Genomic DNA, 16790 nt, shown 5'->3' with positions numbered 1-16790 from the left:
TCGCTCCAGTCGCACGAATCCATGCAGTGGCCGCAAGAGCCCATCGTGATGCCGTCCCCCAAGCTTGAGAAAGTCGCCCAGTCAGAAAGCCGCCGTCTACGACGCCGGTCATTCGGGATCTTCGAGATGCCAAACAGAACCTCTCCTGAGGATGCGTCGAAGCTAACGCCGAGCGACTGCGCTCGCGGCAATGTTGTGAGACTGCATGGCCGTGTATCCGCATCGACATTGCCGGAAGACAATGGCGACGATGGTCAACACACTGAGGCGAGCGGTGACGGACAACGGGGATGTGGAACGCCTTGGCTCGCGCCATAGACCCGAGAACCTGGGCTCTCATCGAGAGGGACGCACCCTGAGCGTCCCTCCCTCGCGAAGCGGTCCACGTCACCTTCAAGGTCGGCGCAGGCCAATATATTTCGAGGGGACGGAAATGACCCCGGGCCGTGGGGATCGGAACTCGAACCCGATCGCTCCGGGGAAGTCCGCCAGCGCATGAACGCCGCCGCCAGGCCGATTCTAGAAGCCTTCGCACGCTGCCAAGGAGATTCTTCGAGGCAGCTCCTTAAAGCGATCGGCGGCCCGACACCGCTCACACATTCCGTCATCGCGCGCAAACTGGGCGGTGCGCTCCATTCCGAGGCCATGCGGAACGCAGTCGCTGTTAATGCCGATCCTGCGTTGGTGCCACTGAAAATCCGAGCAGGCTTGGCGAAGCTGTCCGCGCAAGATCTCACGGCACTCCCATCTAGCGAGGCCAAAGAAGCCTTCGCCGACTGGGATAAGCCCCTCGTGCCGGCCGGACATCACTGTGCCGAGCGTCAAGTTCGCCCGCAAAGTGGGGTATTTGGCCCGCGATATGACGTATAGTTGGCCCGCATCAAATAAAAGATGACGTCGATCGGCTCGTCATTGTTTGGATGTCTCGTTGGCTACGCTCTCCTCAAGCCTCGTAGCAGGGTCGAAAAACCCATTCTCCGTTTGGGAAGCACTACGAGACTGTCTGAGGAATGAGAGCGGCATTGCCACAGAGGCAATTACGGAGATCGGCCGGGATGAACGCCAACAGATCAGCTGCCATGCAACGGATCCGCGCTCTGATGGCGAAAACCGTCGCGAACGGCTGCAGCGAGAGCGAAGCGATGGCTGCCGCAGCCAAAGTCAGCGAGCTCATGGATCGCTACGGGCTGACCTATTTAGATTTCGAGATCAAACAAGCGCGTTGTCGACAGCGACAAGCCACGGATCGCCGGCACGATGTCAACCTGGTGGCCTGTGCGATCGCCCGGTTCTGCAACTGCCGGCACTGGCTGGAGGGTGGACGCATCCAGTATTTTGGCTTGCCGGTCGACGTCACCATCGCGACCTATATGACGGATCTGTGCCGATCGGCGATGGACGTCGGCTTCAAAGGATTCGCTAAGTCAGACCTGTGCCTATGGGACAAAGACGTTCGTGCGCTGCGCAAGCCGTTCATGGTGGCGATGGCCTACCGTCTCTCGGAGCGCTTCGAAGACATGGCGGCGGGTCGCGGAGGACAGCAACGACGGCGGATGGAACGTCCCTCGTTCTCGTCAAGAATGCTGTCGTCGAGAAGCAGTACCTCGCCCTCAAGTTGAAGCTGACCCCAGGAAGAGCGCCGCGATACCGTGATGACGCAGCGGCGGAGGGTGCAGGACGAGCGGCCGGCGATCGCGTGAACCTGGTGGCGGGCATTTCCGGCTCGCGACCTCCAAAATCTTTGCCATGATCGACGGAGTGTCCGCCGATGACATCACTTTTGTCACGACCATGGATCACTTGCGTGGCAAACAATGCCGCCGAACGCTTGATCCGGCCCATCGCAGTGGACCGCCGCAACTGGACCTTCGTCGACTCAAATGGCCGATACCACTTAATGCGTGAAGCTTTGCGCCTCGCTGATCCGCCGGGAGATCACACCGGCCATCCTGGCGGTTTGCGCCGCCAGCGCCGTGACCTCTAGGGCAACCACCGCGACGCCGCGGCCTGCCGCCTCGGCCCGTGCAGCCTCGATCGTAGCATTGCGTGCGAGCCAATTGGTCTGGCCGGCGATGCTAGAGATCACGCTCACCACATCGCCGAGCCGGCAAGCGTCTGACTGAGGGCACGGACGAGCAACGCCATCCGCTCCGCTGCCAGGACCGCCGCTGCGCCGGCTTGCCGATGTGCTGACCTGCCGCTCGATCTCCTGAACGGAGATTTCAAGGTCCTTGGCACCAGCTGCCATCGTGGAGACGTTCGAGGCCGACGTTCTCACTGTCTGTGCAACGGTGGTCGACTGGCTCGCCGTCTCAGCCACGATACCAGCCATAGTGCTTGCGGTGGCTTGCAGCTCCATGGCCGAGGACGAGACCGTCGTGACGTACTGAGGTTCACCCGGATGTCCCACGTCAGGGTGCTGCGCATCTTGAGGACGCGCTTGAAGATCTCTGCGGTGAGGTCGTCGAGATCGAGCTCAGACATCGTGGCCTCCCAGGGTGACGAGGACGTCGTTCGGTGCCCCCTGGCGACCGATCACGCGCCGGACCTCGTCGCCGGGCATGATCCGGGCTTCGACGAGACGGTGGGCCAGGGTCTCGATGGTGTCCCGCCGGGCCTCGACGAAGGCGACGGCGACCTTGAAGAGGCGGCACAGGTCGTTCTCGACCCGCCGCCCTAGATCGAGGTCGTGCCGCAGGAATTCCCGGGCCTCCGCTTCCGATGCGAGATGGAGGAGCGTTCCGCCCAGGCCGAGGGAGCAGTGCATCGCGGCCAGCATGGTCGTGGACATGCCGAGGTCGCTGGCGTAGGCGCCGCCGCTTCCGGAATTGACCTCGCCGAAGACCTGGTCCCCGGCCCGGCCCGCCAGGATTGAGACCACGTAGGCTTCGACGAACCCCCGCGTCATGGTGGTGGCTTGGTTGAGCTTGGTCCTGGTCAGCCCGTCCTGGCCGGAAATGAGCACGTTCGACAGGGAGACGATCTCGCCGACCCCGAGCAGGAGTACGGCGGCTGCGTGCGATGCCTCGTGATATGAGGCGGCCAGGATCTCGTCGAGGGTGACGGGCCGGAATTCGAAGCAGTCGACGCCGACATCGGTCCTGGCGGCGGTCCCGGGCAGGCTGCCGTGGGAGTGGCCATAGAGATGCAGGTCGCCGTGGTGCATGCGAGGCCACACCACGTGTGCGTAATGCGAAAGCCAAAGCCCCGTGGATGTCCCGTCGGAGTTTTGGACGACGATCCGGGCGACGTCGACGACGAGCCCGTCCCAGGGCAGGCGTGCCCCGATCTTTTCGTGGTTGCCACGGATCAGAAAGCGCCTGCCGTTCAGGCGTTGGAACACGTCTCGGGCGTAGGCCTCCGAGCAGCGATAGCAGAAGTCGCCGAGGTGCCAGACGGTGTCGTCGGGCCGGACTGCGGCGTTCCAGTTCGCGATCAGCGCCTCGTCATGCTCCTGGATAGACGCGAACGGACGGCGGAGCGACATCCGGTCGGCCAAGATCCCGGCGTGGCCAAAATGTGTATCAGAAACAAATAGATGGCGATGCATGGCAGCCTCGGCGTGAGCGGAGGCTAGGCGCGTGGCGGCACTCCGGGATCAGTCGGCGGGGTGGCGGCCTATGCGTATCATCGGGGTCTCCTGGGAACGAGGACACCGTGCCCTGGCCGGTTGCAGGAGGCAAGGGCAGTGATCGCGGAACAGGGGGCGGATCGGGCCGCGGCGACGACTTGGAGCTCGTCGAGCCGGGTGGTGTACCGGGGCGACCTCATCTCGAACTTGGCCGACCATTCACGCTTCGGGGCGAACTCGGCCACGCGGGACGACGGCTACCCGTCCGGACCTCGACCGCCACGTTGCATGCAAGTGGAATGCAGGCCACGGAGGGGAACCGCATCGCGGTCGTCCGATTGCCCCTACCGCTCGTGCCTAGCGGTCCGCCTGTCGGGCAAGGGACGACGCGACCGCCGATCGTCCCATCAACCGTCTCACAGGTTCGGTCGCCATGGGGGCGTTCGGCCGTCCATCCGGAGCATCGCGAATGGAACACGGCGTGGCCACGGCGGTCCTTTGCATCGTGGGTGGTGGCATCGCCGCCCAAATCATCGCGGCGCGGCTGCGTATTCCTGCCATTGTCCTGCTACTCGCGCTCGGGTTCCTGGTCGGGCCTATGCTGGGCCTGTTGCATCCCTCGCGCGATTTCGGACCCAACCTTCGGCCCCTGATAGGCCTGGCGGTCGCCATCGTGGTATTCGAAGGCGGCCTTGCCCTGGACTTCCGCGAACTGCGGGCGTCTGGCGAGGGCGTACTCCGGCTCACGGCTTTCGCCCTGCCCATCAACTTCGTCCTGGGCACGCTCGCCGCCCACCTGATCGGGGGGATGATGTGGGGGCCGGCGGCCGTGTTCGGCGCCATCCTCGTCGTCACCGGGCCGACGGTGATCCTGCCTCTCCTGCGTCACGCCCGGCTTGAAAGGCGTTCGGCCGCTTTCCTCAAGTGGGAAGCCATCGTCAACGACCCCGTCGGGGCCATTCTCACCGCGGTCGTCATCGAGATCCTCGTGGGCGTGCCCGACGGGGCCGGCGAGAACCCGGTGACCGCGCTGTCCCTGCACCTCGCCGAGGGCGTGCTGGCGGCGGGTGCCCTCGGGGTCGGCTCGGCCGTCGCGGTAGCCTGGGGGTTCCGGCGCGATCTCGTTCCCGAGACCTTGAAGACGCCGGTGCTGCTCGCGTTGGCCCTCGTGGCCTACGTCGTGCCGAACCTGCTCATGCACGAGGCCGGACTGATCGGCGCCACCGTGTTCGGCATCGCGCTCGCGAACCGGCACGTGCCGGGCCTGGCGGAGTTGCGCCGGTTCAAGGAGGCCCTCGTCGTCCTGCTGGTGTCGTGCCTGTTCGTCGTGCTGACCGCCGACCTCGACCTCGCGGTGCTCGGCAAGCTGTCCCTGCCCATCCTGGGTTTGACGGCGGCGATCCTGTTCGTGGTGCGCCCGGCGGCGATCTGGTTGGCCACGCTGCGCAGCGACCTGTCCCGACGCGAACGCCTGTTCGTCGGGTGGATCGGCCCGCGCGGCATCGTCGCGGCGGCCGTCGCCGGCTTGGCGGGTCCCCGCCTGAGCGAGGCGGGGTATGCCGGTGGCGACCTGATCCAACCCACCGTGTTCGCGGTCATCGTCGCGACGGTCCTAGCACACGGCTTTTCGCTCGGGCCGCTCGCACGTCGGTTCGGCCTGTCGACGGCCGCCGACACGCAGCGCCTTGCCGTCGTCGGGGCATCCCCGTGGGCGAGCGATCTCGTCGTCGCCTTGCACCGAGCCGCCGTGCCCGTGGTCCTGATAGACACCTACCCTGGCGCCTTGGTTGCCGCACGGCACGCGGGGGTACCGACGCTGCAGGCGGAACTGCTGTCCCGCCATGCGGAGGAAGGTTTTGCCGACCATCCCCCCGACCATCTGCTCGCCGCGACCAGGGACGAGCTCTACAACGCTTTGGTGTGCACCCGGCTGGCCCCGGAGGTCGGCCGCGAGCGCGTCTACCAACTCGCACCGTCCGCCGATCACCTCCTGCATATGGAAACGGGGGTCAGCCGCGACGCCCGCGGCAAGGTGCTGGGCGATGGCAGGACGGACTTCGACGCCTTGGCGGGCCGCCACGAGGCCGGATGGCGGTTCGTCGTGGCCGAGGTCGATGCCGTCGACATCCGGCATGACCTTCCGCTTCTTGGGATCGGGGCCGACGGTACGCTGAACCTGTTCTCGTCGGATGACGGACCGGGCGAAACTCCTGCTCTCGCCCGCATGCTCGTGCTGCGGCCCGCCGAGCCTCCCACGTCGCCCCCCATGCAGGACCTCACGCCCCTCGAAGCCACGTGAGGCGTGGCACCGGCGCAAACCGATGTCTTCGTTCCTTGGACCGCCAGCGTTAACGATGCGCTCGACATATCCGCTGTTGTGGCCGGACGGCCGGACGCATCCGGCGGGGAGCAGACGGATGCGGGTCGGACGGTCACGGAGCCGGATCGTCGGGGCGGCTCCACGTTCAGCCGCCGTGTCCGCGTCTGCGTCGCGGCCGAGCGGACGAAACCGATCTTCATTCGGACCTTTGGGTGATGATGCCTGCCAAGCGCCCATTGCCCGCATCGATCGTCCTCATCGTCGAGGACGATGAGCTCGTGCGCTTCTCCGCCGTGATGATGCTGGAAGACGCCGGCTTCACCGTCATCGGGGCTGTGAACGCCGACGAGGCGTGGGACATTTTGTGCGCGCATCACGATGTCGGCGTCCTGTTCACCGACATCGACATGCTGGGCTCGATGTGTGGCCGGAAGACCGCCGAGCGCGTCTTCCGTTCCTGGCCTGAGATCCGCCTTATCCTGACCTCGGGAAGCCAACGCTTCCGGGAAGAAGAGGTGCCGGACCACGGGCTGTTCGTGGCCAAGCCCTACACCACCTGTGAGGTCGTGAACGCCATACACGGCGCGTCGTAGGGGCGATCCGCGTTCGTCAATGGGGTCCAGATTGGCCGACCTTTTCGCTCTTCACGGCGCCACGTTGGTCATAAACCTTGCGCAACCTTATGACGGGCTCGCGTCCTGACGTCGGCCCTCGAAACGGAGAGACTCATGCGAAACGTCGTGGTTGCCCTTCTCGTCGTCGTCGCGGCACCTGCCAACGCCGTCGAGCCGGTTAAGGACGAGGCCGTCGCCATCGGCCCCTGGAAGGTCGAGGCGATCGCGAAGGGCCAGAAGTTCGAGCGTTGCACGATGACCCGGACGACCGACGATGGGGTCGAGGTGCGCTTCGCCCGAGATTCGGACGGTTTGGACCTCAGCATGAGCTCCCCGAAATGGAAGCTTGGCAAGGGCAAGAACTATCCCGTGGAGCTCGCCGCCGGGACATCCATCCTGAAGGCGGAGGTCGCAGCGACCGGCAACGTCGTCTCCCTCCCGATCAAGGACGAGCGCTTCCTCAAGTCACTCAGGCTCGGCGATGCGCTGGAGGTGCGGGGAGAGGGCTCGACCATCCAGGTGGCGCTCGACAAGAGCGCGGCCGGCCTGGACCGGCTGGAGGGATGCTACGGAAAGAACCTTGCACCTGCGGAGACCAACCCGTTCGTTGCACCGAGCAGGAAGCCGTAGCCGCCACGCCTTGCCCCTCATGGCTTCACGGCCCAAGCCTAGCCCGGCATAGCTGAACTCGCGCAAGTAAACGTGACGGGAGACCAACTCCCACCCGCGTGGACTGACCAAGATTGGCGTGCCAGCGGCTGGTGGACCCGGCCTTGGGTTCGGGAATGCGGCAGGAGGCCCCGCCCTCACCAATGTCATCGAGGTGCCGTCGACGGTCCATCGTCGGGCTGCCGCGGCTCCGTTTCTCTTCGTGGCGGTCGAGACGCCATACTTGTCGAGGCTGCCCGGCGATCTGCGCAGGACGAACCTTGAGAGCCTCTCACGACATCGCTTCGTGGATGGCGCGACGCGACGAGTGGGAGATCGCCAATTTTTTCCCACGACGTCCTGCAAGGGAGGCCATTAATACTGCTCCTCGCGCCACCTTCGTGACGCCATCGAGCGCCGCGGGCCATCTCATCTCCCACACGGGGCGGGCGGCAAGCGATGACTTGGATTGCCAGCGGGTCGGGGACCATTTCAGAAGGACGACCGTACGTGCGCGGAGCCGAACCTGCACGCGGGCGGCGTTCCGACAGGCAGGCCCTGATCAAAGGTCATGGCGGCGTTCGTCGCCATCGATCATCGGTTCGTTGCACGAATACCACGATACCTGCGAGCCCTCGCCTTGCCTCCTAGGACGCTCGACCGCGATACCGCAAAGTCCTAGGCTCGCCCGCCGTGGCCAACGTCGAATCTGGTGTCGTGCATATTCGTCATTCATGGCTCGTCGGGATTCGACGCGCGGGGGAACGCCTGCGCGAACGACCATGGCTTGGGGAGGCCATCGCCGTCGCCACGTTCGTGGTCGCGTGCGCGCTGCGCTCGGCGATCGACGACATCCTGCCACCGGGTTTCCCGTACCTGACGTTCTTCCCGGCCGTGATCCTCACGACCTTCTTCTGCGGCCTGCGTCCGGGCATCACCTGCGCCGTCCTGAGCGGCGCGGCGGCTTGGTACCTGTTCCTCCCGCCGTACCACTCGTTCGCCCTGGACGGCTCTACCGCCGTGGCGCTGGCGTTCTATGCCTTCATCGTCGGCGTCGACATCGCGCTGATCCACCTCATGCACAGGGCGGGTGAACGGCTCCGGGTGGAACGGTCCGTGACCGCGTCGCTGTACGACCAGCAGCGCACGATGTTCCAGGAACTGCAGCACCGCGTCGCCAACAACATGCAGTTCGTGGCGGCGCTCCTCACCCTGCAGAAGCGCAAGGTGGGCAACGACCCGGCCGCGGCGCTCGCCGCCCTGGACGAGGCCAGGATACGGTTGGAGACCATCTCCCGTATCCACCGGCGCCTCTACGACCCGGAGCGGATCGACCTGCCGGTCGGACATTACCTTCAGGAGCTATGCACCGACCTTCTCGACGCGACGGGCGCCAGGAACATCGTCTGTCTGGTCGACGTGCCTCCGATGCAGTTCGACCTGACCCGCCTCACCACCCTGTCGCTTCTCGTGGTCGAGGTCGTCACGAACGCGCTCAAGCACGCCTTCATCCCGGACAGCCCGGGCACCATCACCATCCGGCTTGAACGGCTCGGTCCGGATCGTATGGTGCTTACCGTCGCGGACGACGGCCGTGGCATGCCGCAAGGGTTCGACCCGGGCACCAGCAAAAGCCTTGGGTACCGGATCTCGCAGGGGCTCGCGAGCCAGTTGGGCGGCATGTTGTCGTACGGTGGAACGACGGGCACCGTCGTACGCGTCGAGTTCCCAGCGGGTTGATCTCCCGCCACGAAGCGCAGTCCCGGATCGTGCATCCATCGGCGGAGTGCTGTTCCAGGTCTGCAGTCCTGCCGGGCATCCCTCGGCTCGGGCCACCTCCGTTCCGTCTTCCATGCCTCGGGCGCGCCGCCACTGGCATACGGACAAAGCGCATCGGTGCCCTCAGGCCACGGAAGGCGCTTGCCTCAATGCGGCGTCGGTGCGAGCGGGCTGAGGTGGCCCGGGCTCGCCGCCGCCAAGGGTACGTCGACGGACACGCGCAGGCCGTCATGCGCGAAATCCAGGGAAAGAGCGCCATCGAGTTCGCGCTCCACGCTGACCGTGATGAGCCGCGTGCCGAACCCCCGCCGTACCGGAGGCCCGGCTGGGGGGCCTCCCGACTCGGTCCAGGTCAGACGCAGCCGCCGGGTGCCGCCCTCCGCCGAAATCACGTTCCAGGCTACGCGGACGCCTCCGTCCGGCACGAACAACGCGCCGTGCTTGGCCGCGTTGGAGACGAGCTCGTGCAAGGTCATGCCAAGCGACAGAACGTGCCGCGGCGGGAGGTCGACCTCGGGGCCGTCCAAGACGAACGAGGTGCTCCCGTCGCGGTAGGGGCCGATCTCCCCCTCAAGGACCGCCCGCAGGGAGGCACCCGACCAATCGTCCCGGGTGAGGAGGTCATGGGTCTTCGAGAGGGCCAGGATGCGGGCTTCGAGTTGCTCGCCCGAAGCCTCGCCTCCGCGCGTCGACTGCCGGGCGAGGGCCTGGACCGTGGCGAGCGTGTTCTTCACCCGATGGTTCAGCTCGTGCAGCATCGTCACCTGCCGATCCTGCATCTCGCGGCCGCGCAAAATCTCGCCGCGCAATTCCTCCTCGTTACGGCGCAGGGTGCCCGCCATCGCGTCGAGCTTGCGTCCGAGCCGGCCGAACTCGTCAGGTCCTTGGAGGCCGGTGCGGGCGGCAAGGTCCCCGGCCTGCCACGCCGCCGCCGTCCGCAGCAGCCGGTCGAACGGCCGCCGAATGAACATCCGGCCAGCCACCAGCGCGGCAACAAGCGCCGCCGCCGTGCCCAACGCGATCAGGACGATGCCACGCCGTGTCGCCGCGTCGACGTCCAGGTAGGCGACGTCGCGGTCGCGACCGACCGTCACCCATGCGGCCGAGGTCGGCCCCGTCGAGTGGGCATTGGCCAGGACGCGCTCGCGTCCGTCGATGCCGAGATCCACGCGGACACCCTCGCCGCGGTCCGCGAGCACGCGCTGCCGCTCCGCCGGCACCTGTTTCCCGATCCAGTCCTCGCCGCCTGGATACCGCACGAGGATGGTCATGGTATCGTCCGCCACGGTGAGGAACGAGCTTGCGAGCCGTAGGTTCCGTCGTAGGTAACGGGCCAGCCAATCGAGATCGACCGCCGCGGCCAGCACGCCGACGGTCTCGCCGCCACCGCCGTGCAGGACCTGCGCGAAGTGCAGCGAGTCCTTCCGGCTGGCAGTGCCGTGGGCATACGTACCCATGACGAACCCGTCCTCGGCGATGGCCCGTTGCTGGTACGCGCGCTCGGGCACGGCGTAGGAACCTGGCGGGGACCCGACGCTGTTGCAGACGATGATCCCGTCGGGCCGGGTCAGCGCCAGGACCGCGAGATGCGGATTGTTACACGCGGCCCGCCGCAGATAATCGGTGCATCCCTCCGGTTCGAGCGCACGCACCGCGGGATCCTGCGAAACGAAATTGAGAGCCTGCCGGACGTTCTCGGCGACCTGTGCAAGATCGTCGGCGACGGTCCTGGCCGTGGCCATCGTATCGGTGCGCACGGCCTCGTTGCGCGAGGCGCGCAGGGCATACTCATTGTAGCCTTGGATCGCGAGCGCAGGGGCCAGGGCCAGCAGCACGAGCAGGAGGACGCGGGTCGTCAGCGTCATGCGGTAAGCCGGCCGCCTCGGATCGGTCGTTGGGATGTCGGACGCACCGCGGGGGTGCCCCATGCCGGAGGCTCGTGGATCATTCCATCATAACGCAACCTACGGCGACCCGTTCTTCGGATCCTCGGCCATCCGCACCAACTTTCGGAGAAAAGGACATGGCCGGTTTCACGCAGGCCAAGGCGGGACGTAGTTCATCTCCCGATCCCCGGGTCACATCGAGCGGATGGTGTAACCCCCGCATCGGATGCAACCTGACAGCCCTGGACGGCATGCGAGGGGAATTCGGGGGCCTTGGGTTTCAGATGCGCGTGGCCATGGCTTGCCGCAGGAGACGCGAGAGCTGTTCGGCCGAGTATGGCTTGTGGAGCAGGGGGAACCCGTCGGCGCCTTCCTCGGCGAGGACGTGGCTGTAACCGGACGCGAGGATGACGGGCACGCGGGGTAGCGAGCGCCGGAGCTGTTTCGCCATCGCGATGCCACCCATGCCTGGCATTACCACGTCCGAGAACACGACATCGAAGCCGTTGCCGTCTGGGCCGAGACGATCCAACGCGTCCTCGGCGTTGGTGGCCCAGGTCGTCTCGTAACCGAGGTCCTCAAGGATCTGGGTGGCGAAACGTCCGACCTCGACGTTGTCCTCCACCACGAGGATGCGCTGCCCCGACCCCGCAGGCAGGAGGTCGTCCGGTACCCTGTCGTCGACCGCCGCTGTCTCGGCGACGATTACCTCGGGCAGGTAGAGCGTGAACGTCGTGCCCTCGCCCTCCACGCTCTCGACGTCGACGTCGCCGCCGGACTGCTTGGTGAACCCGAACACCTGGGAAAGGCCGAGGCCGGTGCCTTTGCCGACTGCCTTGGTCGTGAAGAACGGCTCGAAGATCCGTGCCATGCTGTCGGGTGTGATGCCCGTCCCGGTGTCGATAAGCGAGATTGCGGCGAAGGGACCGTCTGCGCCCGCGTGGCCGCGGATGGGCGGCATCGAGCTCGACCCGGCGAGGCACAACGTGAGCGTGCCCTCGCCATCCATGGCGTCCCGGGCATTGACGGCCATGTTCACCAGCGCAGTCTCGAATTGGCTCAGGTCCGCCCTGACGAAGCAGGGAGCCTCGGGGACCCGGATGACGACGCGGATACGGGACCCGGTGACCGTGTCGAGCATGTCCGCCACGCCGCGCAGGCGGACACCGGCGTCGAACACTTCCGGGTTGAGCGCCTGCTTGCGGGCGAACGCGAGGAGCTGACCGGTCAGTTTGGCCGCCCGGTCGACGGTGTCCGACACCGCGTCTAGGTAGCGTTGCTTGCGTTCGGGGGCGAGCTCCGGGCGGCGGAGGAAATCGACCGACGAGCGGATGATGGTCAGCAGGTTGTTGAAGTCGTGCGCGACGCCGCCGGTCAACTGCCCGACCGCTTCCATCTTCTGCGATTGTCGAAGGGACTCCTCCGCCGTCATGAGTTCGCGCGTGCGGTCCTCGACGCGGGCTTCCAGGTTCGCGTTGAGGTCGCGCAGCGCGGTGTCCCTGGCCATGCGCTCGGTCTCGTCGCGAGCGATCTTAAGAAACCCGATTTCCTGCCCGGTGGCATCGCGCAGCAGCCACCAACCCCGTTGAGGAATACGCGGCTGCCGTCCCGACGAAGGTGCCAACGGACGTCAGGGGCGGCACCGTTCTCGCGGGCTGCCGCGATCTCGTTCTCCGGTTGGCCGACTTCGCGGTCCTCCGGCGTGAACAGGATGTCGGCGCTCCTGCCCACGATGTCCTCCGCGGCGAAACCGAAGACCTCGGCCGCGCCTGCCGACCAGGACGTCACCACGCGGTCGGCATCCACCGTCAGGATGGCATAGTCGGTGGCGGCCTCGACGATCAGGCGCAGGCGCTGCTCGCGCTCACGCAACTCGTCGGTGGCGACCTTCCTCTCGGTGACGTCGTTGCCTTCGATGAAGATACCGACGACGGTCCCTTCCCGATCCCGGATCGGCTGGTAGATGAAGTCGAGGTGGCGCCGTTCGCTCGGCTCCCCGTGCCGGTGCCCCAGCACGATCTCCACCCCGCGTCCGATGAACGGTTCCCCCGTCGTGCAGACGAGGTCGAGGAGGTCGAAGAACGGTTGGCCGTCGATCTCGCTGAGCGCTTCCCGAACCGTCTGGCCGATGACGTCGCGGCCGCCGATGAGGCGCCGATACGCGTCGTTGGTCATCTCAAACCGGTGTTCGGGTTCGCGTACGAGTGCCATGAAGCTCGGAGCCTGCCGGAACATCTCGGAGAGCCGTTCGCTCTCCGCCTTGAGCGAGAGGTTGGTCTCGTGGACGCTTCGTGCCCTGTCGAAGATGCCCGCCTGCGCGGGGTCCATGTCCGGCTGGTCCGCACTTGCGAGACCCTTCGCGGCGTCGCGAAGGCGCTGGAGCTCGGTCACGTCGATGGGATGCTGGAGGACGGTCGCGACCTCACCTCCCGCGTCGAGCACGGGGGTGTGGGTGATGCTCCAGTATCGCTCCTCGAAGCCACCCCCGTCCGCCTCGTGGCGTGGGATGTCGAAACGCAGCAGCGGCATGGTGTCCGGCGCCCGCGTGCGGATCACCCGCTCGAACGAGGCGATGGCTTGCCTGAGCGTCTCGGGGTCCGTCGGGAAGGCATCCCAGGCCCATCGCCCAACGATGTCGTCCAGCGCGCGTTTCGTGCTGCGGAGGTACGCCTGGTTCGCATCGACGATGTTCAGCGAGCGGTCGAGGACGAGATAGGGATTGGGGGAGGCGTCGAATGCCGCCGCCCGGTCGTTCTTTCCTCGATCCACGAACCCGTCTCCGGTGGCCTTGGCCGTTTGCGTCTCAGTCGATCCCGGGACCGGCGACCTCCTCGACGATGCCCGCCGCGCCGGCACTCACGATGGGAACACGGCCCAGGGACGTTGGTTGCCGGAGGCGTCGGCCGGCGCCGTCGCGCCGCGGGCGTGCTCGGAGGTAACGCGCAGGCCACGCATTCGGCCGGTGGACGATTGACCGTTCCACACGGTGGTCCTGGCAGCCATCGCGTCTGGCGGGGCGAACACGCGTATATCCGTCAGGCGAGACGAGGCCCCTCGGCAACGTCCCTGGGTCCGGCATCGGGCTGCCGGTTGTCGAGCTTGCGCAACTCCGTCGCGATATTTTGGAGGCTCGCATCGCCCTTTCGCATGACGCGGTCCGCTTCGGAAAGCCTGTCGCGCTCCTCTGCAGTGACATCGCGGGCGCTCAGCACGACGACGGAAACGTCGGCGCATCCCGGCAACTCGCGCAGCCGATGCAGGAACGAGAACCCGTCCATCACCGGCATGGTCAGGTCCAGCAGGATCAGGTGGGGGACGCCGTGCCGGACCTGGTCCAGCGCCTCGCAGCCGTTCCCGGCCTCGCGGACGGTCCAGCCGTTGCGCTCCAAGATCGTTCGGAGGCGATGGCGCATGTCCGCATCGTCGTCGACGACCAGTACGTCCCCGTCCGCCGCCCGGAACTGTTCCATGATGGTCCGCAACCGACCCCAGTCGACGGGCTTGGGGACAGCCTCGACAGCCCCGAGCGAGGCGCTTAGCGCGGCGTCGGCGACAAAGCTGACCATGACCACGGGGATGCCAGCGATGTCAGGATCCGCCTTGAGGGCGGCGAGCACCGACCAGCCGTCCATCTCCGGCATCATCACGTCGAGTAGGATGGCCCGCGGCTTGAGCGAGCGTGCCAGTTCGAGGCCTGTGCGCCCGTCGGCGGCCGTGCGGACCGAGAAGCGCTGGCGTTCCAGGAACCGCGTCATCAGCTCACGCTGGGCCAGCTCGTCGTCGATGACGAGCACGAGATCGTTGGAGGAAACCTGGTTCTCCGGGACCGTCGGTGCCGCCTCGACGACACGGTCGGGTGCGACCGCCGGCACGCGCAAGGTAAAGCACGTGCCCTGGCCCTCCACGCTTTCGACCGTGATGTCGCCGCCGAGCAACTGCGCGAAGGCGCGGCTCAGGGCGAGCCCGAGACCGGTCCCGCCGAACTTGCGCGTGGTGGTCTCGTCGGCCTGCGAGAAGCGTTCGAAGAGGCGTCCGACCTGCTCGGGCGTCATGCCGATGCCCGTATCGCGAACCGAGAATCGCAACCAATCGCCCATGGCATCGGTCTCGCGTCCGGCCCGGAGCGTGATGGTGCCGCTTTCGGTGAACTTGGCGGCGTTCGAGAGCATGTTGAACAGGCACTGGCGCAGCTTCACGGCATCGGTCCGCGCCGAGCCCACCTCGCCGACGACGTCGACGACGAGGACGTTGCCCTTTTTGGCCACCAGCGCCTCGACGGTGCCGGCGGCGTCCGTGACGAAGGCGGCGACGTCGATGTCCTCGGGGTAAAGGTCCATCTTCTCGGCCTCGACCTTGGACAGGTCGAGCACGTCGTTGATGAGGCCGAGGAGGTGCTGGGCGTTCGACTTGATCTTGCCGAGGTCCTTGAGGAGGCTGTCCTGGCCGAGCTCCTCGGCCTCCTCCTCCAGCATCTCGGAGTAGCCGATCACGGCCGACAGCGGCGTCCGGAGCTCGTGGCTCATGTTGGCCAGGAAGCGGCTCTTGGCACGGCTGTGTTCCTCCGCCGCCTCCTTCGCGGCTTCGGCCCGGGCGTTGGCTTCCGTCAGTTCTGTCTGGTTGCTGACAAGGATGCGGTTCGCGCCGTCGAGGCGCTCCAGCGTGGCCTCGTTGTGCACGACGGACCGACGCAGCGCGTCACAGATCCAGATCATGATGGCACCGACCAACGCGTACTGACAGAGCAGCGATACGTCGACGCCGCCCAGGCTCCCGTCCCGGGTATAGAACCAGGTCGCGATCAGGGTCGAGAGGACGAGGACCAGCGTCCCGGCGCTCTTGCCGAAGGCGAGACTCCCGGCGAGAAGCACCGGGATGTAGAGCAGGAAGGGTGCGACGTACGTCGGCGCGAGGTAGCGCACTAACGTCATGGCCGCGACCATCAGCAACGGTACGCCGAAGCGGATGCCCGGCGTCGGGCGTTGGCGGGCGAGGGTTACGATGAAACCGTACAAGATGGTCATCCGAGATGGGTGCGAGGCTGAGATAAGGCCTACACCGAAAGCATCTTCCCTGCCGGAAAGAACCACTCGGGTGGGTCAGCGGAACTCGACGGCGACGGTTTCCGTCGCGTCATGATACCGCCGCTAAGGGGCGCGAGGGGTCGCTGACGGATGCGATGGGGACGACGCTCGGTCGGACACGATCCGATGGGACGTCGAATGGCAACCACGATCTCGGATACCCCGCCCCGTCAGCCTGCGCAGGTGCCTCCCCCGCTCGTGCCGGGCTTACGCGGCCTTTTGACCCTGGCAGTGGGCGTGGTCCTGATCGCCGCCCTGTATTTCGGGCGCGAGGTGTTCATCCCGCTGGTCCTGGCGGTGCTACTCAGCTTCGTCCTCGCCCCTGTCGTCAACCTGCTGCGCCGGATCAGGCTCGGCCGGGTACCATCCGTCATCGTCGCCGTGCTGCTCGCCCTGACGGTCATCGGCGGCATTGGGGCGCTCATAGGCACCCAGGTGGCGGGGCTCGCAGGCAACCTGCCGCAGTACCAGGTGACCGTGCAGAAGAAGTTCGCCGGGCTGCAGCAGGGGTGGCTCGGAGAGGCCAACAAGGTCATTGCCAGGTTCAGCCATCAGGTCCACGACGCCACCCAGAAGGCCGACGCCGCCGGCACCAGTGCGGCGACCGGCCCGGGAGGGGATACGCCCAAGGCGCAGCTCGTCCGGGTACAGGAACCCGAGATCTCGCCACTGGCGCTGGCGGAGAAGGTCCTGGGGCCGGTCTTCGAGCCGCTCACAACGGTCGGTATCGTCCTCGTCGTCGTCGTGTTTCTGCTCCTTCAGCGTGAGGACCTGCGCAACCGCATGATCCGCCTGTTCGGGTCGAGCGACCTGCATCGCACCACCGTGGCGATGGATGACGCGGCCGGTCGTCTCGGCACCTACTTTCTCGCCCAGCTCGGCATGAACGCC

11 protein-coding genes and 4 pseudogenes are annotated in these 16790 nt (G+C 66.5%); 7 read left to right on the top strand and 8 right to left on the bottom strand.

Annotation, left to right across the window (positions count from 1 at the left end; genetic code table 11):
- Positions 1-1055 precede the first annotated feature (1055 nt).
- Positions 1056-1619 carry a DUF2786 domain-containing protein gene (locus MKK64_RS03410; RefSeq protein WP_243932243.1) on the top strand — a complete coding sequence of 188 codons (564 nt, stop codon included), beginning with the start codon at positions 1056-1058 and terminating at the stop codon, positions 1617-1619.
- A gap of 149 nt (positions 1620-1768) precedes the next feature.
- Positions 1769-1984: a transposase gene (locus MKK64_RS28380; RefSeq protein ID WP_409567842.1), complete on the top strand. Its 216-nt coding sequence runs from the start codon at positions 1769-1771 to the stop codon at positions 1982-1984.
- Here the strand turns inward: MKK64_RS28380 and MKK64_RS03405 are convergent.
- The 3 genes and pseudogenes from MKK64_RS03405 to MKK64_RS03395 form a co-directional block, all read right to left on the bottom strand.
- Complete coding sequence (locus MKK64_RS03405; protein ID WP_243932242.1) at positions 1895-2359, bottom strand: methyl-accepting chemotaxis protein; 465 nt, start codon at positions 2357-2359, stop codon at positions 1895-1897. The two genes, MKK64_RS28380 and MKK64_RS03405, sit on opposite strands and share 90 nt — an antisense overlap.
- A gap of 687 nt (positions 2360-3046) precedes the next feature.
- Positions 3047-3550 (bottom strand): annotated as a pseudogene (locus tag MKK64_RS03400) (metallophosphoesterase); the annotation flags it as partial.
- A gap of 77 nt (positions 3551-3627) precedes the next feature.
- Entirely contained in the window at positions 3628-3771 is a 144-nt protein-coding gene (locus tag MKK64_RS03395; protein ID WP_409567849.1) for a hypothetical protein, read from the bottom strand.
- 269 nt (positions 3772-4040) lie between these two features.
- On the opposite strand from MKK64_RS03395, the gene MKK64_RS03390 reads away from it, so the two are divergent.
- The 4 genes from MKK64_RS03390 (at position 4041) to MKK64_RS03375 (ending at position 8893) form a co-directional block, all read left to right on the top strand.
- Positions 4041-5870 carry a cation:proton antiporter gene (locus MKK64_RS03390; protein WP_243932241.1) on the top strand — a complete coding sequence of 610 codons (1830 nt, stop codon included), beginning with the start codon at positions 4041-4043 and terminating at the stop codon, positions 5868-5870.
- 236 nt (positions 5871-6106) lie between these two features.
- Complete coding sequence (locus tag MKK64_RS03385; RefSeq protein ID WP_313898883.1) at positions 6107-6484, top strand: response regulator; 378 nt, start codon at positions 6107-6109, stop codon at positions 6482-6484.
- A gap of 135 nt (positions 6485-6619) precedes the next feature.
- Complete coding sequence (locus MKK64_RS03380) at positions 6620-7135, top strand: hypothetical protein (protein WP_243932240.1); 516 nt, start codon at positions 6620-6622, stop codon at positions 7133-7135.
- A 741-nt stretch (positions 7136-7876) separates the two neighbouring features.
- Positions 7877-8893 (top strand): sensor histidine kinase, encoded by a 1017-nt coding sequence (locus MKK64_RS03375; RefSeq protein WP_409567847.1) that lies wholly within the window; start codon positions 7877-7879, stop codon positions 8891-8893.
- A 185-nt stretch (positions 8894-9078) separates the two neighbouring features.
- On the opposite strand, the gene MKK64_RS03370 is transcribed toward MKK64_RS03375, so the two are convergent.
- The 5 genes and pseudogenes from MKK64_RS03370 to MKK64_RS03355 all read right to left on the bottom strand — a co-directional run bounded on the left by MKK64_RS03370 (position 9079) and on the right by MKK64_RS03355 (position 15830).
- Positions 9079-10797, bottom strand: coding sequence for a sensor histidine kinase (locus MKK64_RS03370; RefSeq protein WP_243932239.1), 1719 nt, complete (start codon positions 10795-10797; stop codon positions 9079-9081).
- 301 nt (positions 10798-11098) lie between these two features.
- Positions 11099-12388: pseudogene (locus MKK64_RS03365) on the bottom strand (response regulator); the annotation flags it as partial.
- A 68-nt stretch (positions 12389-12456) separates the two neighbouring features.
- Positions 12457-12627 (bottom strand): annotated as a pseudogene (locus MKK64_RS28375) (PAS domain-containing protein); the annotation flags it as partial.
- Between the two features lie 120 nt (positions 12628-12747).
- Positions 12748-13587, bottom strand: a pseudogene (locus MKK64_RS28370) (PAS domain-containing protein); the annotation flags it as partial.
- A gap of 266 nt (positions 13588-13853) precedes the next feature.
- Positions 13854-15830: a hybrid sensor histidine kinase/response regulator gene (locus tag MKK64_RS03355; protein WP_243932237.1), complete on the bottom strand. Its 1977-nt coding sequence runs from the start codon at positions 15828-15830 to the stop codon at positions 13854-13856.
- A gap of 207 nt (positions 15831-16037) precedes the next feature.
- Here MKK64_RS03355 and MKK64_RS03350 point away from each other — a divergent pair.
- Positions 16038-16790 (top strand): AI-2E family transporter (locus tag MKK64_RS03350; protein WP_243932236.1); only part of this gene is annotated, 753 nt, incomplete at its 3' end.

The organism is Methylobacterium sp. E-025 (genome assembly GCF_022829705.1).
In the GTDB taxonomy this organism is placed as follows: domain Bacteria; phylum Pseudomonadota; class Alphaproteobacteria; order Rhizobiales; family Beijerinckiaceae; genus Methylobacterium.
Note: the sequence above shows the minus strand (reverse complement) of the source record. Positions and strands in the feature narration are given on the sequence as shown.

Coding starts and splice junctions, on each gene's coding strand:
- MKK64_RS03410 (WP_243932243.1), top strand. CDS start 1,056: ATGAACGCCAACAGATCAGCTGCCATGCAACGGATCCGCGCTCTGATG.
- MKK64_RS28380 (WP_409567842.1), top strand. CDS start 1,769: ATGACATCACTTTTGTCACGACCATGGATCACTTGCGTGGCAAACAAT.
- MKK64_RS03405 (WP_243932242.1), bottom strand. CDS start 2,359: ATGGAGCTGCAAGCCACCGCAAGCACTATGGCTGGTATCGTGGCTGAG.
- MKK64_RS03395 (WP_409567849.1), bottom strand. CDS start 3,771: ATGAGGTCGCCCCGGTACACCACCCGGCTCGACGAGCTCCAAGTCGTC.
- MKK64_RS03390 (WP_243932241.1), top strand. CDS start 4,041: ATGGAACACGGCGTGGCCACGGCGGTCCTTTGCATCGTGGGTGGTGGC.
- MKK64_RS03385 (WP_313898883.1), top strand. CDS start 6,107: ATGATGCCTGCCAAGCGCCCATTGCCCGCATCGATCGTCCTCATCGTC.
- MKK64_RS03380 (WP_243932240.1), top strand. CDS start 6,620: ATGCGAAACGTCGTGGTTGCCCTTCTCGTCGTCGTCGCGGCACCTGCC.
- MKK64_RS03370 (WP_243932239.1), bottom strand. CDS start 10,797: ATGACGCTGACGACCCGCGTCCTCCTGCTCGTGCTGCTGGCCCTGGCC.